This window comes from Arthrobacter sp. BG3, from assembly GCF_056680185.1.
Genome location: NZ_JBWXPT010000002.1, coordinates 44,896 through 65,021 on the forward strand (window position 1 = coordinate 44,896; position 20,126 = coordinate 65,021).

General features: G+C 66.4%; 23 protein-coding genes. 13 read left to right on the top strand and 10 right to left on the bottom strand.

What is annotated here, in order from left to right:
- The first annotated feature begins 1 nt into the window (after position 1).
- The 9 genes from AC1MFL_RS20580 to AC1MFL_RS20620 all read left to right on the top strand — a co-directional run bounded on the left by AC1MFL_RS20580 (position 2) and on the right by AC1MFL_RS20620 (position 9,086).
- A complete protein-coding gene (locus AC1MFL_RS20580; protein WP_479815771.1) occupies positions 2–616 on the top strand; it encodes a DUF6668 family protein in 615 nt (204 codons plus the stop codon).
- A gap of 13 nt (positions 617–629) precedes the next feature.
- Positions 630–899, top strand: a complete 270-nt coding sequence (locus tag AC1MFL_RS20585) for a hypothetical protein (RefSeq protein ID WP_479815773.1) — start codon at positions 630–632, stop codon at positions 897–899.
- Positions 900–929: 30 nt separating this feature from the next.
- Positions 930–1,679 (top strand): DUF8175 domain-containg protein, encoded by a 750-nt coding sequence (locus tag AC1MFL_RS20590; RefSeq protein ID WP_479815775.1) that lies wholly within the window; start codon positions 930–932, stop codon positions 1,677–1,679.
- A 1-nt stretch (position 1,680) separates the two neighbouring features.
- Positions 1,681–2,964 carry a TrbL/VirB6 family protein gene (locus AC1MFL_RS20595; RefSeq protein ID WP_479815777.1) on the top strand — a complete coding sequence of 428 codons (1,284 nt, stop codon included), beginning with the start codon at positions 1,681–1,683 and terminating at the stop codon, positions 2,962–2,964.
- Positions 2,951–4,459: an SCO6880 family protein gene (locus AC1MFL_RS20600; protein ID WP_479815779.1), complete on the top strand. Its 1,509-nt coding sequence runs from the start codon at positions 2,951–2,953 to the stop codon at positions 4,457–4,459. Before AC1MFL_RS20595 ends, AC1MFL_RS20600 begins: the two co-directional genes overlap by 14 nt.
- Positions 4,459–6,051 (top strand): ATP/GTP-binding protein, encoded by a 1,593-nt coding sequence (locus AC1MFL_RS20605; RefSeq protein ID WP_479815781.1) that lies wholly within the window; start codon positions 4,459–4,461, stop codon positions 6,049–6,051. The genes AC1MFL_RS20600 and AC1MFL_RS20605 overlap by 1 nt, the downstream gene beginning before the upstream one ends.
- Positions 6,048–7,820, top strand: coding sequence for a type IV secretory system conjugative DNA transfer family protein (locus AC1MFL_RS20610; RefSeq protein WP_479815783.1), 1,773 nt, complete (start codon positions 6,048–6,050; stop codon positions 7,818–7,820). The genes AC1MFL_RS20605 and AC1MFL_RS20610 overlap by 4 nt, the downstream gene beginning before the upstream one ends.
- Positions 7,821–7,834: 14 nt before the next feature.
- The gene (locus AC1MFL_RS20615; RefSeq protein ID WP_479815785.1) at positions 7,835–8,272 is read left to right on the top strand and encodes a DUF4913 domain-containing protein; all 438 of its coding nucleotides are present in this window, start codon (positions 7,835–7,837) and stop codon (positions 8,270–8,272) included.
- Positions 8,273–8,342: 70 nt separating this feature from the next.
- Positions 8,343–9,086 carry a class I SAM-dependent methyltransferase gene (locus AC1MFL_RS20620; RefSeq protein WP_479815787.1) on the top strand — a complete coding sequence of 248 codons (744 nt, stop codon included), beginning with the start codon at positions 8,343–8,345 and terminating at the stop codon, positions 9,084–9,086.
- Positions 9,087–9,171: 85 nt separating this feature from the next.
- Here the strand turns inward: AC1MFL_RS20620 and AC1MFL_RS20625 are convergent, their stop codons facing one another.
- From AC1MFL_RS20625 to AC1MFL_RS20650, 6 genes are all read right to left on the bottom strand, one after another.
- Positions 9,172–9,714, bottom strand: a complete 543-nt coding sequence (locus tag AC1MFL_RS20625; protein WP_479815789.1) for a DinB family protein — start codon at positions 9,712–9,714, stop codon at positions 9,172–9,174.
- A 144-nt stretch (positions 9,715–9,858) separates the two neighbouring features.
- The gene (locus AC1MFL_RS20630; RefSeq protein ID WP_479815790.1) at positions 9,859–10,554 is read right to left on the bottom strand and encodes a DsbA family protein; all 696 of its coding nucleotides are present in this window, start codon (positions 10,552–10,554) and stop codon (positions 9,859–9,861) included.
- Positions 10,554–11,471 (bottom strand): cation diffusion facilitator family transporter, encoded by a 918-nt coding sequence (locus AC1MFL_RS20635; RefSeq protein WP_479815792.1) that lies wholly within the window; start codon positions 11,469–11,471, stop codon positions 10,554–10,556. The genes AC1MFL_RS20630 and AC1MFL_RS20635 overlap by 1 nt, the downstream gene beginning before the upstream one ends.
- A 46-nt stretch (positions 11,472–11,517) precedes the next feature.
- Positions 11,518–11,832, bottom strand: a complete 315-nt coding sequence (locus AC1MFL_RS20640; RefSeq protein ID WP_479815794.1) for a hypothetical protein — start codon at positions 11,830–11,832, stop codon at positions 11,518–11,520.
- Between the two features lie 3 nt (positions 11,833–11,835).
- Complete coding sequence (locus tag AC1MFL_RS20645; protein WP_479815796.1) at positions 11,836–12,699, bottom strand: cation diffusion facilitator family transporter; 864 nt, start codon at positions 12,697–12,699, stop codon at positions 11,836–11,838.
- The gene (locus AC1MFL_RS20650; RefSeq protein WP_479815798.1) at positions 12,696–13,022 is read right to left on the bottom strand and encodes an ArsR/SmtB family transcription factor; all 327 of its coding nucleotides are present in this window, start codon (positions 13,020–13,022) and stop codon (positions 12,696–12,698) included. The genes AC1MFL_RS20645 and AC1MFL_RS20650 overlap by 4 nt, the downstream gene beginning before the upstream one ends.
- 211 nt (positions 13,023–13,233) lie before the next feature.
- On the opposite strand from AC1MFL_RS20650, the gene AC1MFL_RS20655 reads away from it, so the two are divergent.
- Together AC1MFL_RS20655 and AC1MFL_RS20660 are read left to right on the top strand one after the other, a co-directional pair.
- A complete protein-coding gene (locus AC1MFL_RS20655) occupies positions 13,234–14,463 on the top strand; it encodes an MFS transporter (RefSeq protein WP_479815800.1) in 1,230 nt (409 codons plus the stop codon).
- A gap of 4 nt (positions 14,464–14,467) precedes the next feature.
- Positions 14,468–14,827 carry an ArsR/SmtB family transcription factor gene (locus tag AC1MFL_RS20660; RefSeq protein WP_479815802.1) on the top strand — a complete coding sequence of 120 codons (360 nt, stop codon included), beginning with the start codon at positions 14,468–14,470 and terminating at the stop codon, positions 14,825–14,827.
- A gap of 51 nt (positions 14,828–14,878) precedes the next feature.
- Here AC1MFL_RS20660 and AC1MFL_RS20665 read toward each other — a convergent pair whose 3' ends face one another.
- The 4 genes from AC1MFL_RS20665 to AC1MFL_RS20680 form a co-directional block, all read right to left on the bottom strand.
- Positions 14,879–15,217 (bottom strand): YnfA family protein, encoded by a 339-nt coding sequence (locus tag AC1MFL_RS20665; protein WP_479815804.1) that lies wholly within the window; start codon positions 15,215–15,217, stop codon positions 14,879–14,881.
- A 178-nt stretch (positions 15,218–15,395) separates the two neighbouring features.
- Positions 15,396–15,953 carry a sulfocyanin-like copper-binding protein gene (locus tag AC1MFL_RS20670; protein ID WP_479815806.1) on the bottom strand — a complete coding sequence of 186 codons (558 nt, stop codon included), beginning with the start codon at positions 15,951–15,953 and terminating at the stop codon, positions 15,396–15,398.
- Complete coding sequence (locus AC1MFL_RS20675; RefSeq protein ID WP_479815808.1) at positions 15,950–16,213, bottom strand: SHOCT domain-containing protein; 264 nt, start codon at positions 16,211–16,213, stop codon at positions 15,950–15,952. Before AC1MFL_RS20675 ends, AC1MFL_RS20670 begins: the two co-directional genes overlap by 4 nt.
- A 94-nt stretch (positions 16,214–16,307) precedes the next feature.
- Positions 16,308–16,982, bottom strand: a complete 675-nt coding sequence (locus tag AC1MFL_RS20680; RefSeq protein WP_479815932.1) for an ArsR/SmtB family transcription factor — start codon at positions 16,980–16,982, stop codon at positions 16,308–16,310.
- Positions 16,983–17,090: 108 nt separating this feature from the next.
- Here AC1MFL_RS20680 and AC1MFL_RS20685 point away from each other — a divergent pair, with 108 nt between their 5' ends.
- Positions 17,091–18,485, top strand: a complete 1,395-nt coding sequence (locus AC1MFL_RS20685) for a rhodanese-like domain-containing protein (protein ID WP_479815933.1) — start codon at positions 17,091–17,093, stop codon at positions 18,483–18,485.
- A complete protein-coding gene (locus AC1MFL_RS20690; RefSeq protein WP_479815810.1) occupies positions 18,482–19,768 on the top strand; it encodes an MFS transporter in 1,287 nt (428 codons plus the stop codon). The genes AC1MFL_RS20685 and AC1MFL_RS20690 overlap by 4 nt, the downstream gene beginning before the upstream one ends.
- The last annotated feature ends 358 nt before the right edge of the window (positions 19,769–20,126 follow it).

Consider the following 20,126-nt stretch of genomic DNA (forward strand, 5'->3'; position numbering starts at 1 on the left):
CATGCAGCAGTCCCTGAACCCCTGGATCACCCGCCCGGCCACCGCCGACGGCGCGGAAACCGCAACTCCGGAGGCGCACGTGCCGCCTGCGGCCGTGATCAGTGCGCCCCTGCGCGGAATGGTCGAGCCCGACGCCGCAGACCGTCTGGGCCGCCGCACCGTCTCCGGCTCGGCCGCGCTGTGGGTCACCGGTGCTCATGGAGGATCCGGTGAAAGCCGCATCGCTGATCTGATCGACGGGGCACGGGTCACCGGTCACTGCTGGCCCGTCCTTCAGGACGGCGGCAAGCCCCGGGTCCTGTTGGTCTGCCGCGCAGACATGCGCGGCCTGACAGCGGCACAAAGCGCCCTGACGCAGTGGGCATCAGGCGCGGCACCCGCGGTTGATCTGCTCGGTCTGGCTGTCCTGGCGGACGCACCGGGGAAGACTCCCAAACCCTTGCGTGATTTCGCCGCCATCGTGGGCGGGGGAGCCCCCCGCTTCTGGACTCTGCCCTGGGTCGAGGCCTGGCGGCACGGGGATTCCACCACCGCGCCGTCGGCCCGTGAATTTCAACGCTTCATCACTGACTTGGCCGTCCTGGCTAGCGGCACCTCACCCAGCACCACGCACTGAAAGGTCTCTCACCATGAACTCCTTCGCCGTATTTGCATCAAGCGTTATCCCCAACCCCACCCCGGTTGTCCCGGTACAGGCGGGTGGCCTGCTCACGCTCGTGAACTGGGCCTCGGGCATTGGTCTGGTCCTGGGCGTCCTGGGCGTCGTCATCGTGGGCATCGGCATGGTCATCCAGCTCCAGCGCGGCGAGGGCGCCCAGGCCATCGGCAAGCTCGGCTGGGTCCTGATGGGCTGCATCATCATCACCGGCGCCGCCGGCATCGTCCGCGCCTTCGTCTAAACCAGCACCAACAAAAACGGGAGGTTCACCATGAGCCAGTCAACAGAGAGCACCACCGAAAGCAATCCGTTCACCAAACCCGGTTTCATCATTGCTGCCGCGCTGGTGGTCGCGCTGATCGCAGCAGCCGTCGTCATTTTCCTGCTCCCCAAAGGACAGGACAACGCCCAGCCGGCACCGGCTCCAGCGAAATCCAGCAACTCGGTTACAGCCAGCCCCAGCGCTTCGACGACAGCAGAAAAGAGTGTCTGTGGCCTGCCCTCCTCGTCGGAGTCATCGCTTGGAGCGGCGCCCAAGACGAAGTGGGAACTCGTAGGAAAAATTGCCGCACCCACCGACCCCAAGACATTCGGTCCGGGCGTGACTGACGAAGATGGCTTCAGATCATGCTTCGCAAAGTCCCCAACCGGCGCCCTCTATGCAGCCACCAACATCTTGGCCATGGGCTCCTCTGGAGATCCTGTCCTCAATCGGAAGGCAACCGACCAGCTCTTGATGCCCGGGCCGGGTCGGGATATCGCCAGGGCAGACTCGTCGTCAAAGTCCACGTCGAACTCAACCGTTCAATTTCGCGGCTTCGTAATCAAGAGTTACTCACCTTCCGCAGCAAACGTTGACATCGCCTTCCAAACCGACAAAGGGCTGCTTGGGCACGCGGTCCTTCCTTTGCAGTGGGCCGATGGGGACTGGAAACTGGCAATTGCCGACTCCGGCCAGTTGATCAACGAAATAGCCCAACTTCGAGACCTCAGCGGCTTCATCCCCTGGTCAGGAGCCTGACGTGGCGGAAAAAGCATGCGGACCCATAGATGCCGAATGCGCAGTCGGGAACTGGGTCTCAGGACTAGCCGATGACGCCATGGGCAATATGGCCAAGGCCATCATGGAGGGCATGAGTCAGATGGTGACGACTCTGTCGACCTTTTGGGTGTCAATGCCCACGGTGAATCTGGCCAGCTCCGACGGTGCGACGCCGAGTCCCATCGTCTCCATGGTGAACAGCGAATTGATGCTCTGGACTCTGACGCTGGCTGTCCTCGCGGTCATTCTCGGTGGCATCCGAATGATCTGGGAACAACGCGGAGCACCACTAAAGGATCTGCTCCGGTCCCTCATCACACTGGCTTTAGTCTCGGGCCTTGGTCTGGGGGTCATCTCCATTCTGGTCATCGCCGCGGATGCTTTCTCGGCAGCCATCATCGACCGATCCACGGACGGTAAGGGCTTTGCCGAGTCGATGAGCCTCCTGGTCGTGACCGGCCAGACAGGGGTTGGCGTGTTCATCCTCATCGTTCTGGGATTGATCGGTCTGATTGCATCCCTCGTCCAGATCGTTTTGATGGTGGTCCGCAGCGGCATGTTGGTGATCCTGGCGGGCATCCTGCCCACCACTGCGGCCTTCACCAACACCGAGATGGGGGGGCAGTGGTTCCAGAAAGCAGTTGGCTGGACTATCGCGTTCATCCTCTACAAACCTGCGGCGGCCATCGTTTACTCGGTCGCATTCCTCCTCATGGGTAACAACAGTGGGAAGGATTCATTGATCACTTCCATCACGGGCTTCACGTTGATGATCGTCGCGCTGTTCGCTTTGCCGGCGCTGATGCGTTTCGTGACGCCGATGGTCGGTGCCGTCGCCTCCGGCGGGGGAGCAGGGGCCGGAGCCGCAGTGGGGGCCATGGCCACAGGCGCCGTCTCCATGGGCCGCAGCGGGAGCGGTAAGGGCAACGCCGCCCCGACACCGGCCAGTACACAAAGCAACCAGTCAGGCGCATCGCCGAAGGGCAGCAATGGAACGTCTGGCCCGAAGGGAAATGGCGGCCAGCCGACGCCCGGGGCTACCGGTCCGGGCGGGGCCACCAGCGCCATGGCCGGCGCAGCAGGCACTACCGGAGCCGGGGCAGGAGCTGCTGCCGGTGGCGGTGCCGCGGCGGGTGCGGCGAAGGCCGCCGGTCCGGCTGGCATGGCCGTCGCCGTAGGAGCACAAGCAGCGTCCAAGGTTTCTCAGGCCGCACAACAGACCGCGCAGGATTCAACCGGGGAGGGCCCCAGTGGCAGCAATTAATACCGAATACAAGGAACCGTCCTACGGCAACTGGCGCGTCCCGCGCTCTGCCGGACTGGGCAACCTCGGCGCTATCGGCACCGGCATTGTCATGGCCGGGTTGTTGCTGGGCATCATCAGCTTCGCCATCTGGGGACTGTTCCCGGGCCTTGCAGTCCTGGCCGTGGCCGGGGCGGCCGCCCTATTACTGACGGTCAAGGACAAGCACGGCCAGTCCGTAGTTGACCGTTTCGGAACACGGATGAGCTTCCGTCTCTCCAAGTCCTCCGGAACGAATCTCTACCGTTCCGGCCCCCTCGGCGTCACGGAGTGGGGCATGTACCAGCTGCCCGGCCTTGCGGCGAAGTCCACCCTGTATGAATTCACCGACTCCTACAAGCGTCCGTTCGCACTGCTGCATGTGCCGTCCACCAGCCACTACACCGTGATTTTCTCCACCGAACCCGACGGTGCGTCCCTGGTGGACCCGGAACAGGTCGATGCGTGGGTGGCGAACTGGGGCGGCTGGCTCGCCGGCCTCGGAGACGAAGCGGGCCTGGACGCCGCCGCCGTAACGGTCGAGACCGCACCGGATTCCGGCTACCGGCTCCGCAATGAGGTCACGATGAACATCGACCCGAACGCCCCGAGTTTTGCCAAGAACGTGCTCAACGAGGTCGTCGCCACGTATCCGGAAGGTTCGGCCACGGTCCGGGCCTGGGTGTCCCTGTCCTTCAACGCCTCCCTCCGGGCAGGGTCGAAGAAGCGCACACCTGAAGATGTGGCCCGGGACCTCGCGTCCCGGATCCCCGGGCTGTCGGCCCGGTTGCAGTCGACCGGCGCTGGTATCGCCCGTCCGATGTCCGCGCAGGAACTCTGCGAGGTTGTCCGGATCGCCTACGATCCGCCCGCTGCCCTGATCATTGACGAAGCGCACGCCGCCGGTTCCCCGGTGTCCCTGACCTGGGGCGAAGTTGGACCCTCCGCGACGCAGGCGGGCTGGGATGACTACCGGCACGACAGCGCGTTCTCCGTTTCATGGACCATGACAGGTGCACCGCGCGGTTCGGTGAACTCCTCGGTCCTGTCCCGGCTGCTGGCCCCGCACGGGGACATTGACCGCAAGCGGATCTCGCTGCTGTACCGCCCGATGGATTCGGCCCGTGCCGCGGCCATGGTGGAGCGGGACCAGAACAACGCCAACGTCCGCATCACCTCCGGAAACCGGCCCTCCGCCCGGGCCCTGGTCGATGCCCGCTCCGCCGTGCAGACCGCCCAGGAAGAAGCCCAGGGCGCCGGGCTGGTGAACTTCGGCATGGTCGTCACAGCCACCGTCACCGACAAGGAACGCCTCGCCGATGCCGTGGCCGCCGTGGAACAGACCTCCGGCACCGCCCGGGTGCTGCTGCGCCGCGCCTACGGCGCCCAGGACACCGCGTTCGCCGCCTCCCTGCCCCTCGGGCTGGTCCTTCCCAAGCACAGCCTCCTGCCCTCCGAAATCAAGGACGCCCTGTAATGGCCCGCATGAAGTTTTTGACAGCAAAGACGTCAAAGACAGTGAAGGAGTCAGCGGACGCCGGCGTGACAAAGCGTCCTGCCCGCGAAGCCGGCCCAGGTGCCCGGGGCTGGACCGGACGCGGCGGCGGCATGGCCCAGCTCGTCCCCTCCGTGAAGGAATACCGGGGAACCACGGTCCAGGTCTGCGGGCTGTGGCCGTTTTCCTCCGGGGCATCCTCGCCCATGATCGGCGTCCCGCTCGGACGCCATGAGGAAACCCAGGCCACGGTCTGCTGCGACCCGATCAGCTGGTTCCAGCGCGCACGCCTGATTTCCAACCCTTCCGCGTTCATCCTGGGCAAGCCGGGGCTGGGAAAGTCCACCGTAGTGCGCCGGATGTTTATCGGACTCTCCGCACAGGGCGTCCACCCTCTGATCCTGGGGGACCTCAAAGGCGAGCACGTCAAAGCGGTCCAGGCACTCGGCGGCCAGGTCATCAAGCTCGGCCGCGGCGTCGGCTACCTGAACATCCTCGATCCCGGCCAGGCCGTCGAAGCCGCGCAGCTGCTCGAAGACAGCGGCCACCATGAGGACGCCGCCCGGGTCCGCGCCGACGCGCACGGCCGGCGCCTGACCATGGTTGTCTCCCTGATCACCATCAGCCGGAACAACCCGCCCACCGATCAGGAACAGACGATCCTGGACCGTGCCCTGCGGGTCCTCGATGACCGGTTCGACGGTGTACCGGTCCTGAAAGACCTCCTGGACGTGATCATCTCCGCACCGGACGAGCTGCGCCAGGTTGCATTGGACCGCGGCGACATGAACGTCTACCTGCAGGAAACCCGCGCACTGGAAGCAACCCTGCTGGGCCTGACCGGAGGCGGGAAGCTCGGAGAAATCTTCTCCCGGCACACCACCAACCCCATGATGCGCGACCGCGCCGTCGTCTTCGATGTCTCCAGCATTGACGAGACCGAAACCGACCTCCAAGCCGCAATTTTGCTCGCGTGCTGGTCCTACGGATTCGGCACCGTCAACGTCGCCAACGCCCTCGCGGACGCCGGTCTGGAACCGCGCCGGAACTACTTCGTCGTCCTGGACGAACTCTGGCGGGCGCTGCGCGCCGGTAAAGGCATGGTCGACCGGGTGGACGCCCTGACCCGGTTGAACCGCTCCGTGGGTGTCGGACAGATCATGATCTCCCACACCATGTCCGACCTGCTGGCGTTGCCGGCGGAAGAGGACCGGATGAAAGCCCGCGGCTTCGTCGAACGCTCCGGCATGGTGATCTGCGGCGGCCTCCCGGCCTCGGAGATGCCGTTGCTGACCTCGGCCATTCCGCTGTCAGGTGAGGAGCAGCAGAAGCTCATCTCCTGGCAGGACCCGCCCGCCTGGGATTCCCGCGGGCTCGACGTCGAACCTCCCGGACGGGGGAAGTTCCTGATCAAGGTCGGCGGCAGGCCAGGGATCCCGGTTCTGGTGGGATTGACATCTTTGGAGAGAGGCCCGGATGGAGTCAACGACACCGAGGGGAAGTGGCGTGAAACCCCGGAAACCCTCCTCGAGCCAATGACCCCGGACGTACCGGCTGAGGGAGGCACGCTGTGAGTGCACCGAACCGTAAAGGAATGGGCCTTGGGGATGCCCTGCTGGTCTGGATGGCCATTGGCTTCATCGTCGTCTTCGGCGGCGGGACCTACGCGGCCGCCCACCTGGGGTCCTGGATGGCCGGCATCGACTCGCCCCCCAAGCATCCGATTGATCTGATCGCCGGGCTGGTCAAGGGACGCGTGCCGTGGCCCGTCCAGTCCACCGTTGCGGCCGCACTCATGGCCGGCGTGGTCCTGGTCCTGGCGATCGTCGTGCTCGTGGCCTGGAGGAAGGGTGCGTCCAAGCGTGCCCGGGTCGACAAGGCTGCCCGGTACCTGGGCCGGGGGAAGTCCTTGGCTGCGTTCTCCGAGAAGGGCGCGAAGGCGACGGCGGATCGGCTGGGAGTGACTGGCACGCCGGGCATCGTGGTGGGCAAGGTTGTCTCCACCGGCCAGACGTTCATTCAGTCCTGGGAAGACCTCAGCCTCGATATCTGGGGTCCCCGTACCGGTAAGTCCACCTCTCGGGTTATGCCCGCGATCCTGGACGCACCGGGTGCTGTGGTGTCGACCTCGAACAAGCGTGACGTGGTGGACGGCACCCGTGGCGTCCGCGAGCTCACGGCCCCGGTGTGGGTGTTCGATCCGCAGAAGATCGCGCAGGAGGAAGCGCAGTGGTGGTGGAACCCGCTTTCTTACGTCACCGACGAAGAGAAGGCGTACAAGCTCACGCAGCACTTTTCCGTCGGTTCACGGGTCCCGGGTTCCAAGCCCGATGCCTACTTCGACCCCAAAGCCGAAGACATCCTCTCCTCGTATTTCCTCGCGGCCGCGCTCGGGGAACGGCCCATCACACAGGTCTACCTATGGGTGACGGAGCAGGTAAACCGGGAACCAATCAACATCCTGCAAGAGCACGACTACGAGCTGCAGTACAAAGGTCTGGAGGCCACCCTGGAGCTGGCCGACAAACAGCGCGACGGTATCTTCGGCACCGCCGAAAAGATGATCCAGTGCCTCAAGAGCAGGAACACGCTGCGCTGGGTCGCTCCGATGGGTGGCGCGACGGTGGCCACGGATGCCCGCCGGCAGTTCAACCCGCACGCTTTCGCCGCCTCCCAGGAGACGATCTACATTCTCTCCAAGGAAGGGGCCGGCTCAGCGTCACCGCTCACCACAGCGTTGACGGTGGCCATTGCCGAAGCGATGGAGGAACGGGCCGAACGCAGTGGTGGCCGTCTGCCCAAACCTGCGCTGTTCGCCCTCGATGAGTTGGCTAACGTCGTCCGCTGGGCAGCCCTGCCGGATCAGTTCAGCCACTACGGGTCCAAGGGCCTGATCGTCATGGGCATCCTGCAGTCCTGGTCCCAGGGCGTCGAACTGTGGGGGGAGGCGAACATGCGGAAGATCTGGTCGGCCGCGAACGTCAAGGTCTACGGCGGCGGCGTCGCCGAAGAAGGCTTCCTCCGGGCCCTCTCGGACCTGATCGGGGACTACAGCTACACCAACGTCTCCGTTTCCTCCGGAAAGTCCGGGAGCAGCCGTTCCCGCCAGGAGGGCAAGGAACGCATCTTCGATGTCTCAAACCTCGCCGAACTCGACCGTGGCCGCGCCGTGGTCCTAGCATCCGGTGCACCCGCCACATTGGTCCGCACCATGCCCTGGTACACCGGCCGGCACAAGGAAACCGTGGAGGCGTCCATCAAAAAGTACAGCCCCCGCCCGGAGGAACCGGAGGCCGTCCCGGTGCCCTCCGCCCCGGTCGCTAATCCCTGGGTCACCGGGTAAGGAAGCAGACAGCCATGGCAGATGATTTCGGATTGTTCGACACGGACACGCCCGCCCCCAACCCCGTCGCCGACGAGGACGGGAAGCCGGAGAAGGCACCGGAGCTCGTCTACGGAACGGCCGAGGAATTCCTTCACGAGCAGCTGCTGCCGACATACGTCCGCAGCGTCACCGGTAAGACCGCGAAGTGGTGCATCGAGTGGTACTTCCACCCCGAAGCCGTCTCCCGCGTAGCGGCGTTGTGGCGTTCCTGGGAGCACCTGCGCCTCGACGCTGCCACCGGGATGAGCGTCTGGTGGCGGGATCACGCCGACCACCACATGGGCGTTCTGCTGAACCCGCAGGGACCATTCTTTAACTGCGACATGAAAGAACACCGCGACCCCGATCATCTGGAACCAAAGAAGGCTCCCGACGGCTGGTTCCGCGACGCACGGACACCAGCGTCTTAGAACACGAATATTGCGAGGCCGCCAGGGGCGATCTCTGGGAATATGGGGGTCCGTCCGTCATCCTGAACACATGAGCGCCCAGCAGCCTGTCGAGAACACGGTGGCGGCCGCCTTCAATGCTCGTGCCGAAGAGTACGACCATTGGTTCGACGAGCACGCGGCACTCTACGGTGCCGAGCTCGCCGCGGTCGCCGAGCTGCTGGCCCCGGTCCAGGCGACGGCCGGGTCCGAAGCTGAGGGCTTGGAGATCGGTGTGGGGACCGGACGCTTCGCGGCCCCGCTGGGTATCAGCCACGACTTGGAGCCCGCACCCCGGATGGCCCGGCTCGCCCGGGCCCGCGGGGTCGATGTCGTTCCCGGGGTCGCGGAGGACTTGCCCTTCGGCACCGGACGATTCGCCTACACTGCTTTCCTGACCTCGCTGTGCTTCGTGACCGACCCCGCCGTTGCCCTGCGCGAGGCCCGTCGAGTCACCGTCGGAGGAGGGGCAGTCCTGGTGGCCTACCTCAACCGGGCCGGACCGGCCGGCCAGGAACTGGCGGCGCGCCAGGCCGAGGACCCCTACTACTCCCACGCCCACCTCATGACCACGCGCGAGATTGAGGCCCTACTGCGCGGGGCAGGCTTCACCCCGGAGGACTCCCGGCAGGTCCTCGCCGGTCCCGACGGCGGGCCCGTGGTGCGGCCTGGCGCCGAGGAAGGGCTGTTCTGCGTGCTCCGAGCCCGCGCCGCGGGGAGCGAAGAGGCCCGTCCAAGGGACAATGCGCAACGGACAGGCCTTCGACCAGGGCCATTGCAACGGGATTCCCAGTGACCGGTACCGACAAACCGTCCAGTCCCTGCCTTCTTGGGGCGCCGGCGGGGCCGTCAGCTGTGGGCCGGAATCGTTTTTGCGGGCTTCAGGACGTTCCCGGTTCGTCCGGACGGCGGAGCGTGAGTTGCCGGGCGTGGAAGTCGAAATGCTGTGTGGGGTAGGCGTAGACGGCGTTGAGCGTCATCTGTGGTTCGAAGAACGGGTCCCACTTGTCGGGGAACGCCATGGACCGGAGGAGTGACCCTGGGCTCTCGTGGTCGAGCCGGCGGGATAGGGCGGTGATGGTTCTGTCCAGTTTCCGGCCCATCCGGTCTCTGTTGTAGACCAGCGCGGCGGCGCGGGAGCCCCAGTAATTCACGACATCAAACGGGTGCGTTCCGGCGTTCAGGACGGCGGCGAAGGCCCGGCCGGCAGGTGGGGGGAGGCGGCTGACAACGCGGACCAGTGGAAGCAGGGCACGGACCACCATGTAGCCGAAGACCATGTGGAAGAGCAGCTCTTCATTAGTCCAGCGCGTGCCGTCGCTCAGGCGGTGAAGATCCGCGGATGATGCGCCCTCCAGCCAGGCACGGAGTTCGCGGCGGGCGCGGCCGTAACCGGCCAGGATCTCTTGCTTCGTTGGCTCCATGCGGCGCCCCTCACAGTCTAAGATCCACAATCGGCCGCAGCCTTGTGGCCGGACAGCCTTCATTATGCCCCCGGCCGCTGACAGGGACGGGACGAGCGGTCCGTCCCGGCGGATGGCCGGTGAGGGCTTGGGGGTCTGCGGGTGTTATTTCGCGGCGTCGGTGAGTTTCTGGCGGAAGTCTGCCTCGGTGTTGAGCGTCAGCTTTTTGCCGTTGAGGAAAAAAGTAGGGGTTCCGGTCACGCCGAGGGCTTTGCCGTCGGCGACGTCCGTCCGGATCCGGTCAGCGGTTTTCTCATCCGCTACAGCGGCGTCGTATTTTGTCAGGTCGAGCCCCAGATCCTGCGCGAAGGTCCTGAACAGCGGTGCCTGGGAATCCTGCTTTTCGCCCCACTGGGGCTGGGTTTCGAACATCCTGCCATACATCTGTTCGTACTTGCCCTGCTGTGCGGCGGCTTCGACGGCCAGAGCGGCCGTGCCCGAGTTCCGGTGTCCCGGCAGGGGGAAGTAGCGGTTCACGAAGGTGATCCGGTCACCGTATTCCTTCTTGAGTTCCTCGACGAGCGGGTGGGCGGCACGGCAGGATTCGCATTCGAAGTCCAGGAACTCCACCAGCTGGGCCTTCTCGACGGTGGGTGAAGTGACGCGGTGGCTGTCCTCGCGGACCAGCTGCACGTTGGCTGCCGGCTGAGGCGCCGCCGGTGCGGGTTTGCTGGCGGTGAAGACCGCGTACCAGGTCACGCCCGCGGCGACGATGACCCCGAGCAGGATCCAGATGACGAGGCGGGCGTTCCTGGCGGGGTCTACCGGGGCGGGTGCGGGTTTCGTGGTGGTCTGTGTCATCAGTGCGGGATGCTTTCCTGGTCGCGGTGGGCGGCGGGTTCGATCTGGAAGGTGGAGTGTTCGACGCTGACGTCGAAGTGTTCGGCGACGCAGCGCTGCAGGTCCGCCAGGATGGTCGCGGCATGCCCGTCCGTCATGCAGCCGTCCTCGACCGTGACGTGCGCCGAGAGGACAGGTGTCCCGGAGGCGACGAGGGAGGCGTGCAGGTCATGGACGTCAATGACGTGCGGGAGGGCCAGGATGTGTTCGCGGACCAGGGCCATGTCCAGGCCCTGCGGGGCGTTTTCCATCAGCACGTTGACGGTGTCCCGGAGCAGCTTGAGCGTGCGGGGAATGATCAGTGCCCCGATGAACAGCGAGACGACGGCATCGGCCTGGACCCAGCCCGTGAGGGCGATGATGATCGCCGCGACGATCACGGCCACCGAGCCCAGCGCATCATTGAGTACTTCCAGGAACGCGGCCTTCATGTTGAAGTTGTGGTTCCGGCCGGAGGCGAGGACGATCAGGCCGACGGCGTTCCCGGCCAGGCCGATGATGCCGAACCACAACATCGTTCCTCCACCGATTTCCGGGGGCTCGATCAGCCGCCGGAGTCCTTCGATGATGACGAAGCCGCCGACGCCGAGCAGCAGCGCGGCCTGGCCCGCCGCGGCGATGATTTCGGCGCGCTTGTACCCCCAAGTCCGTTTCAGTGTGGCCGGTTTCAGCGCCAGCGACGCGGCGATGAGTGCGATCAGCAGTCCGGTGGAGTCGGTGAACATGTGGCCGGCGTCGGCCAGGAGCGCCAGGCTCCCGGTGAGGACCGAGCCGATGATTTCCGCGATCATCACCGTGAAGGTGATGGCGAAAACGACGATTAGTTTGCCGCGGTGGCTGGTTGCGGTGGCGCCGTGGTCGTGGTCATGGCCGCTCATGGGCATGTCTCCAAGGTGTGGGGTGCGGTGGGATGAGGCTGACAGGTCATTCGTGGGAGTCGAGGCCACGGAGCGCGGTGGCCAGGGCCTCGGCGGAGGGAAGGCCTACCAAGCCTTTTCCGGTGCGGTAGAGGCGGCAGCTCAGGGCCGGTGCGGATTCCGCCGGAAAGAGGTCGCGTCCTTCCGCGATGAATGAGGGAGAGCCATAGAACCGGAGTTCCTGGGCTTCTTTCTCGGAGGCTACCTCACGGACGGTCAGAGGTTCCGCGTCCTTTCCTTCTGCGGTCAGGGCCTCACGGAACAGTTTCAGTGCCGGGCCACTGTTCGGGCAGCCCGGGATGGTGCGCAGTTCGAAGTCCATGGCTCAGGCGTTCCCGCGGCCCAAACCCGGGCCGAGGGTGACGGCCGTCGATCCGGGAGCGGAACCACAGCCCGCGCAGCTGCCGGACGATGCGTCCACCTCGGGGATCTTCAACGCCGCCGCTGAGGAGCCTGGGTAAGCCATACCGCTGCGTTCCTCAGCCGTGGCGGGTTCAGGGGTTGAGCAGCAGTCGCCCGCTTCGACGTCGGTCAGGGTGGTGGTGTGCGGGGCCGCGGTGTGCGGGACGGTGCAGCAGACGTCGCCTTTCCAGGCATTGACGCCCTCGCGGACGGCAATCACGGCGATCACCAGCGCCGCACCGGCATCCGCCCACCACCAGCCCAGCGCACTGTTCAACACCAGCCCGACCAGCAGGACGGCGGAAAGGTAGGTGCACAGCAGAGTCTGTTTGGAGTCCGCCACCGCCGTCCGGGAGCCGAGCTCCCGACCGGCACGGCGCTGCAGCCAGGACAAAACCGGCATGATCGCCAGGCTCAGCGCCGCGATGACGATGCCGGGCGTGGAGTGCTGCGCCTCACCGCCGCCGGCAAGGGACGTGACGGAATCGACGGTGACGAACGCGGCGAGGGCGAAAAAGGAGACCGCGATGAGCCGCAGGGTCAGGTGTTCGCGCCGTTCCTGGTCTTTGGCGGAGAACTGCCAGGACAGGGCGACGGCGGAGGCGACCTCGATCACGGAGTCCAGGCCGAAGCCGATGAGCGCGGAGGAGTCGGCGACGCCGCCGGCCCAGAGGGCGGCAACGGCTTCGATGACGTTGTAGCTGATGGTGGCGGCGGCGAAGAGCCGGATACGCCGGCTGAGTACGGCGCGGCGGACGGGACTGGGTTCGAGCTGGAGGGCAGTCATTTCAGGCACGTCCCGTCGGGGGCGCAGCAGGCCGGGTCCACGGCCAGGACGACGCCGATCAGGTCACCGATCGCGTGGCCCAGCCGGGCGTCGGCGAGCTCGTACCGGGTCCGCCGGCCGTCCGGGACGGCCACCACCAGTCCGCAGCCGCGAAGGCACGTCAGATGGTTCGACATGCTCTGCCGTGAGACGCCGAGGGAATCGGCCAGATCGGACGGATAGGCGGGCGCATCGGCCAGTGCCAGCAGGATCATGGCCCTGGTCGGGTCCGAGACGGCGTAGCCGAAGCGTGCCAGCACCGGGGCGTGCGTGAGGGTTTCCATTCCTCAAAAGTACACGCAGGAATGTATTCAGAGAATTATGTACTGTTCTGATACTCCAACCCCCGGGCCTGAACGGGCGACCCGGTTCCTGGTGGGTCCCCGAGCGCGGGGGCGCCGGCGTTGGGGACGGTCCGCGGGCGAGTAATGGGCTAGGCTGATATGTGCACACGTGAGCACTTGTTGAGTGTTGGCGTTTATCTGAGGAGTCCCGTTGCTTGAAGTCCTGGCTGTTCCTGCCTACCGGAAGCTTTTTTCGGCGCAGATCGTTGCGCTGCTTGGCACCGGTCTTCTCACGGTGGCGCTGGGCCTGCTGGCCTTTGACCTGGCCGGCGGAGAAGCCGGAGCCGTTCTCGGCACAGCGCTGACGATCAAAATGCTGGCCTATGTCTTCGTCGCACCCCTGATGGCTGCCCTGGTGGAGCGGCTGCCCAAGAAGGCAGTGCTGGTCGGTGCGGACCTGATCCGTGCAGGCATCGCGTTGATGCTGCCGATGGTGGACCAGGCCTGGCAGATCTATGTGCTGGTCTTCGTGCTGCAGAGCGCCTCGGCGACCTTCACGCCCGCCTTCCAGGCCCTGATCCCGGTCGTGCTGCCCGATGAGCGGCACTACACACGGGCCCTGTCGCTCTCGCGTTTGGCCTACGACCTGGAATCCCTGGTCAGTCCCGCCCTGGCGGCAGCACTGCTGACGGTGCTGTCCTTCCACGAGCTGTTTTTGGGAACCGTGGCCGGGTTCCTGTTCTCCGCGGCGCTGGTGGTGACCACCAGGCTGCCGGCGGCGCATGCGGCACCGCTGGAGGGGACGTTGTGGCACCGCACCACTCTGGGTGCCCGGATCTTTGCCAGGACGCCGGAACTGCGGGGGCTGATGGCCTTGAACCTGGTGGTGGCGGCCGCCACGGCCCTGGTGCTGGTCAACACCGTGGTCTATGCCCGGGAGCTCTTCGGCGGGTCCAATGCCGACGTCGCCATAGCGCTGGCCTGTTTCGGTGCAGGGTCAATGGTCATCGCCCTGACGGCCCCCCGGATTCTGGACCGGGCCTCAGACCGCACCTTGATGAGGGCAGGCGCAATGTTGCTCTCCCTCGGCCTGGCCGGGGCCTTCATGCTCCTGGCAGTATCCGGACCCTGGCTTGTTCTGCTGGGACTGTGGGTGGTGCTCGGAGCCGGAACGTCGATGATTAACACCCCCTCGGCCCGGCTGCTGCGCCGCGCCGCGACGGACAGCACCCGGTCCTATATCTTTACCGCCCAGTTCTCCCTCTCCCACGCGTGCTTCATCATCACCTACCCGGCCGCAGGGTGGATCGGCGCCGCCGCCGGCCAGCCCGCCGCGGCCGCCGTCCTCGCGGCGGTCGCTACAATCAGTACCGTGGCGGCCCTAAGATTCTGGCCCGCAACATCCAGGACCGGCCCCGCGCCGGCAACCACGAAAGGCTGAGCCGGTGGAAAACGCAGAACGCATCCAGGGCCCCAGCCTCCACCACGACGAAGCTCCGGACTCCCACCGGCTCGACACCGCCACGGCCACGTTCCGGATGCTCTCGGACCCCACCCGGCTGCATATCCTCTGGCTCCTGGCCCAGGAAGCCTCGGACGTGACGTCCCTGGTGGAGCGGACCGGGGCATCCCGGACATCGGTCAGCCAGCACCTGGCCAAGCTGCGCTTCAGCGGCCTCGTCACCACACAAAAAGTAAGCCGCCGCGTGGTGTACAGCATCGCCGACGGACACCTGACCCGCCTCGTCATGGAGGGCCTGAACCACGCCGACCACAAAGTCACCGGCGAACCCGCCCACGACTGACGTCCCACCGGACACCGGCGCTGAAGCACGGTGCCTTCCTGCGCTGTTGCCTCAGCCCGCGCTGCGCGGGGCAAACATGATGACGGCGACGCCGAGCAGGCACATCAGGGATCCGGCGACATCCCAGCGGTCCGGGCGGAAGCCGTCAAAGATCATGCCCCAGGCCAGCGAGCCCGCCACAAACACACCGCCGTAGGCTGCGAGGATGCGGCCGAAATGCGCGTCCGGCTGCAGGGTCGCGACGAACCCGTAGATACCCAAGGCCAGAACGCCCAGTCCGGCCCACCACCAGTCCTTGCCTTCGCGAACGGCCTGCCAGACCAGCCAGGCACCACCAATTTCGGCCGCCGCGGCCACGATGAACAAAAGGATGGTTTTTGCGATAGTCACAACCCATCGTGGCAGGGCGATGGCCGTAACCCCGAACCGGCCGTCCACCATGCCTCGGAAGTGCCCAACCGAGTAAGCATCCGCCGGATCTTGCCAACGAGCGGATCCGCCATCCATGCTGGACCCTGCCGGCCGGAAAGGTGTTCGTCTTCTGAGCCTCGCGGTAACTGCAGGTGTGTCAGGTGACGGTGAGCTGGGTGTACATGCCGGCGGTGTAGTGGCCGGCGAAGTTGCAGACCAGTTCGTAGCGTCCCGCCGGGAGGTCCACGGTGACCCAGCCGGAACTGCGGGGAAGAATGCCCTCCCCGGTGCCTTCGGCGCAGGTGGCGGAGGCTTCGCCGAGGCTGCCTGCCTCGTCGATCTTCCCGTCGCCTCCAACGGGCCGGGTCCCGGCGATCTGGGTGCCGGGCAGCGGCAGGATCACCATCTCATGGGTGTAGCGTCCTGCGTTGGTGACCAGGAAACTCACGGTGCCGTGGGGGACGGTGGCATGATCCGCGGTCAACCGCATTCCTCCCATCCTTCCGGGGCGGCCCATCATGGGACCGCCCATGTCGGTTGCGGCGACGTTGACGACGGTGCCGGCCAGGCCGGGAACCGCGCAGCCGGCATCCCGGGCGAAGCCGCCGCCTGTACGCGGGACGGCCAGGATCGCGACGGCGGCAAGAGAAAGTGCCGTGAGGGCAAGTGCGGCGAGAATCCCGATCAGCAGCTGGCTTCGGGAACGCGGTGTCATTCCTTGCGCCTGAGTGCTGTCCGGCGCGCAGTGAATTCAGTTTCGTCGATTTCCCCGCGGGCGAATCGTTCGTTGAGGATTCGTTCGGCCTCGTCGTGCGACGGGGCGTAGGGGCCGGTGGGCCACGGTGGTTCCGAGCCCCGGCCGCGGCGGAACAGCAGGATCACCACGGTCACGACACCGCCCCAGAAGATCAGCATCATCAGTGCCATCAGCACCCACCCCCAGACTCCCCAGCCGCCGTTCCATCCATACATCATGGGAAGACCTCCATCCTTGTGACGAGCTTTCTTGGTTCCGGGCCCCTGTGAACGGCGCTTGTACCTTCATCGCGGCGGCAGGGCAGTGATGTGTCTAGGCGGCGGCTTCCACGGGCAGGCCGCGGAGCCGCCATTCGAGCATTCCCTCGTTCAGCCGTCTGGCCCTCCGGCCGGTGGAGCGCAGCAGGTCTACCGCTTCGTAGGCCAGGACGCAGTAGGCGCCGCGGCAGTAGGCGACAATCTCCCGGTCCTTGGGCAGCTCGGCGAGCCTGTCGCGGAGCTCCTCGAGCGGGATCGAGACGGCCCCGGGGATGTGGGCGGCGTGATATTCCTCGTCGGGGCGCACGTCCAGGACCGTCACGGTTCCGGCGCCGGCGCGCGAGAGGAGGTCTTCACGGGTGACTTCCTCGTCGTCGGCCCGCGCGCCCTCCAGTCCCAGGTAGGCGACGCGTTTGGTTTCGACGTCCGCCACGTGCTCCTGCGCGACGGAACGGAGCAGGCTGTAGAGCCGGAGGATGTCGGGGCCGGCGATGTCATAGTGGATCCGGTTACCGTCCCGCCGGGTGGTTACCAGTCCTGCCTGGCGCAGGGCCTGCAGGTGGGCCGAGGCCGTGCTGAGCCCCAGTCCAGCGGCGGCGGCGAGGGTTTCCACGCTGCGCTCACCCTGGCTGAGCAGGTCCAGCAGCTCCAGCCGCTTGCCGTTGCCCAGAGCCTTGCCCACCCTGGCGAACTCCTCGAAGAGTTCCGATTTCCTGGCCTTGTCGCCCACTTGCTCCTCCAAAGATCCATGTAATACTGGAACAAATACTATTCCATGTTTATCTGGAATACCACTCTGGCGCCGGAATTCACCTCCGGCGTGGAAGGACTGAGAGTCATGGGCCCCTTGAATCTGATCCCCGTCGTAGACGAGGGACTGGGCAACTCCACCTACCTCCTAGACCTTGGCGAGGACCGCGCCCTCGTCATGGACCCCGAGCGGGACCTGCGCCAGGTGCGCGCCGAAGCCTCCTCGCGCGGATTGAGCATCGCCTACGCGGTGGAAACCCACCTGCACGCAGACTTCATCTCCGGCGTCGCCGAACTCGCCGATATTGAGGGCGCCACCGTACTGGCCCCCGAGGTCGGCCCCCGCGGCTTCGCCCACACCGGGCTCAGCGACGGGCAGAGCGTGGAGATGGGCCGTTTCACCCTGCAGGCACTGCACACCCCCGGGCACTCCCCGGAGCACCTGTCCTATGTCCTGTTCGAGGGCGGGGACCTGGCCGGGATCTTCACCGGAGGTTCCCTGATGGTCGGCACCGCCGGGCGCACCGACCTGGTCAGCCCGGACATGACAGTGCCCCTGGCCCGGGCACAGTACCAGTCCCTGCAGCGGCTGATGGAATTCCCCGACACCACCCCGGTCTGGCCCACCCACGGGGCCGGTTCCTTCTGCTCCGCCGGCGGCAGCGGTGACCGGGTCACCACCATCGGCGCCGAACGGACCACCAACCCGCTGCTGCAGGTCGACGGCGAGGACGCCTTCGTCGACGCGCTCCTGGGCACCTTGGGAACCTTCCCCGAGTATTTCCTCCGCCTGGGGGACATCAACAAGCGCGGCCCCGCCGTCCTCCGCGGGCAGCCCCGCCTCACCCCGCTCACCGGAGCTCAGGTAAGCACTCTTGCCGGTCAGGGCGCGCAGGTCATCGACGCCCGCCAGCCCGCAGACTACGCCGCCGGGCACATCCCCGGCTCGCTCTCGATCCCGTTCCGCCCGGTCTTCGCCACCTGGCTCGGATGGCTCGCCACCCCGGACCGGCCCGTCGTCATCGTCCGCGGCCCGGAACAGGACCCCGCCGACATCGCCACAGCCGCGGCCAAGGTCGGCTTCGACACCCTCGCCGGGGAACTGGACGGCGGCTACCCCGCCTGGACCCGGGAACACTCCGGAGCCGACACCGTACCCCTGATCGGGTCCGGGCAAATGATGGAACGGCTGCAGGCAGGGGCCGCCGTGCTCGACGTCCGCCAGACCGGCGAATACGAGGCAGGCCACGTCCCCGGTGCCGTGAACATCGAACTCGGCTACCTCGCCGAGAATCTCGCCGGCGCACCCGAAGGCCCGGTCGTCGTGATGTGCGGTCACGGTGAACGCGCGATGGGCGGGGCGAGCATTCTCGCCTCATCCGGCCGCACCGGCATCGCCGTCTTCAACGGCGGACCCGCCGACTGGGCGGCCGCCGCCGGCCGCGCCGTGGAAACCGGCACGGACCTGGAGGCTGCCAAATGAGCAACCGCGACACCAGCGCAAAGACCGGCACCGCCGCACGGCCCGCGCTCACCCTGGGCCTGCGCCAGAACATCGCCCAGTTCATGCTCCTGGTCGCCGTCAACGCCCTCGTCGGCGGCACCCTCGGCCAGGAACGCACCGTCCTGCCGCTGCTGGCGGACCAGGTCTTCCACCTGGACCTCTACACATCCGCCCTGACCTACATCCTCGCCTTCGGGCTCGCCAAGGCCGGCACCAACTACTTCGCCGGCACCCTCTCGGACCGCTACGGCCGCAAACCCGTCCTCGTGACCGGCTGGCTCATCGCCATCCCCGTCCCGCTTCTGCTGATCTTCGGCCCTTCCTGGGCCTGGATCGTCGCCGCCAACGTCATCCTCGGCATCAGCCAGGGCCTGACCTGGTCCACCACCGTGGTCATGAAGATGGACCTCGTCGGCCCGTCCCGGCGCGGCCTGGCCATGGGCCTGAACGAGGCCGCCGGCTACCTCGGCGTCGCCGGGACCGCGCTGGCCACCGGCTACATCGCCGCCAGCTACGGGCTGCGGCCCGGACCCTTCCTGCTCGGCGCCGCCTACATCGCGCTGGGCCTGGGCCTGTCGGTCTTTGCGGTGAAAGAAACCCGGGGCCATGCCAGGCTCGAGGCCGCCAACCACACGTCCGCCCACGCCGACGCCCACGGGGAACTGAGCAACCGGGAAATCTTTACCCTCACCAGCTTCCGGGACAAGTCACTGTCCTCGGTCAGCCAGGCCGGCATGGTGAACAACCTCAACGACGGCCTCGCCTGGGGCCTGTTCCCGCTCCTGTTCGCCGCAGCGGGACTGAACATCGAAAAGATCGGGATCCTCGCCGCCGTCTACCCCGCCGTCTGGGGAGCCGGCCAGCTCGTCACCGGCGCGATGTCGGATAAATACGGGCGGAAATGGCTGATCGTCGGCGGCATGCTCGTCCAGGCCGTAGCACTGGGCATGGTCGCCTTCGGAACCGGTTTCGGGATCTGGCTTGCCGCCGCCATCCTCCTGGGCCTGGGAACCGCCATGGTCTACCCCACCCTGCTGGCCGCCATCGGCGACGTCGCCCACCCGCAATGGCGGGCACGCTCCGTAGGCATCTACCGGCTCTGGCGCGACGGCGGATTCGCCGTCGGAGCACTGCTCGCCGGCATCCTCGCGGACGCCTTCGGCATCCCGGCGGCAGTCGCCGTCGTCGGCGCCCTCACCGCACTCTCCGGCATCCTCGTCGCAGTGCGTATGCGCGGATCGGACCACATCGCCACACGATAGTCCCACAACGCAAACTGGGTTCACCGGTATATTAGCGCTGCGCTCAGCCTGCCATGTCTCTGGAGGCACGGCCTTTGCACCCACATGCTCCTGGCTGTCCTCGCAGCCCGCCGCACATCTGGCAAGCGGTGTCCGGCGTGCTGACTCGGGAAGCGGCGATAACGCATCTTCGTCCACTTAGGTTGACGTAATCGCGGCTATCGGCCAAGTTGAGCCAGACCAACAGTGGAACCGGCGCATAGTTAGGACAAGTGGTCGCTTGGGTTCACTGCTATTCAGGCGGACGCCTGGCTAGCGAAATGGCTATGGTCCGCGGAGTTGCCGGGACCGTCTGCTCGGCTTCAGCGAGGCCCGACGG

Coding starts and splice junctions, on each gene's coding strand:
- AC1MFL_RS20590 (WP_479815775.1), top strand. CDS start 930: ATGAGCCAGTCAACAGAGAGCACCACCGAAAGCAATCCGTTCACCAAA.
- AC1MFL_RS20630 (WP_479815790.1), bottom strand. CDS start 10,554: ATGACACAGACCACCACGAAACCCGCACCCGCCCCGGTAGACCCCGCC.
- AC1MFL_RS20640 (WP_479815794.1), bottom strand. CDS start 11,832: ATGGACTTCGAACTGCGCACCATCCCGGGCTGCCCGAACAGTGGCCCG.
- AC1MFL_RS20645 (WP_479815796.1), bottom strand. CDS start 12,699: ATGACTGCCCTCCAGCTCGAACCCAGTCCCGTCCGCCGCGCCGTACTC.
- AC1MFL_RS20580 (WP_479815771.1), top strand. CDS start 2: ATGCAGCAGTCCCTGAACCCCTGGATCACCCGCCCGGCCACCGCCGAC.
- AC1MFL_RS20670 (WP_479815806.1), bottom strand. CDS start 15,953: ATGACACCGCGTTCCCGAAGCCAGCTGCTGATCGGGATTCTCGCCGCA.
- AC1MFL_RS20690 (WP_479815810.1), top strand. CDS start 18,482: ATGAGCAACCGCGACACCAGCGCAAAGACCGGCACCGCCGCACGGCCC.
- AC1MFL_RS20635 (WP_479815792.1), bottom strand. CDS start 11,471: ATGAGCGGCCATGACCACGACCACGGCGCCACCGCAACCAGCCACCGC.
- AC1MFL_RS20685 (WP_479815933.1), top strand. CDS start 17,091: ATGGGCCCCTTGAATCTGATCCCCGTCGTAGACGAGGGACTGGGCAAC.
- AC1MFL_RS20650 (WP_479815798.1), bottom strand. CDS start 13,022: ATGGAAACCCTCACGCACGCCCCGGTGCTGGCACGCTTCGGCTACGCC.
- AC1MFL_RS20675 (WP_479815808.1), bottom strand. CDS start 16,213: ATGATGTATGGATGGAACGGCGGCTGGGGAGTCTGGGGGTGGGTGCTG.
- AC1MFL_RS20585 (WP_479815773.1), top strand. CDS start 630: ATGAACTCCTTCGCCGTATTTGCATCAAGCGTTATCCCCAACCCCACC.
- AC1MFL_RS20615 (WP_479815785.1), top strand. CDS start 7,835: ATGGCAGATGATTTCGGATTGTTCGACACGGACACGCCCGCCCCCAAC.
- AC1MFL_RS20620 (WP_479815787.1), top strand. CDS start 8,343: ATGAGCGCCCAGCAGCCTGTCGAGAACACGGTGGCGGCCGCCTTCAAT.
- AC1MFL_RS20625 (WP_479815789.1), bottom strand. CDS start 9,714: ATGGAGCCAACGAAGCAAGAGATCCTGGCCGGTTACGGCCGCGCCCGC.
- AC1MFL_RS20605 (WP_479815781.1), top strand. CDS start 4,459: ATGGCCCGCATGAAGTTTTTGACAGCAAAGACGTCAAAGACAGTGAAG.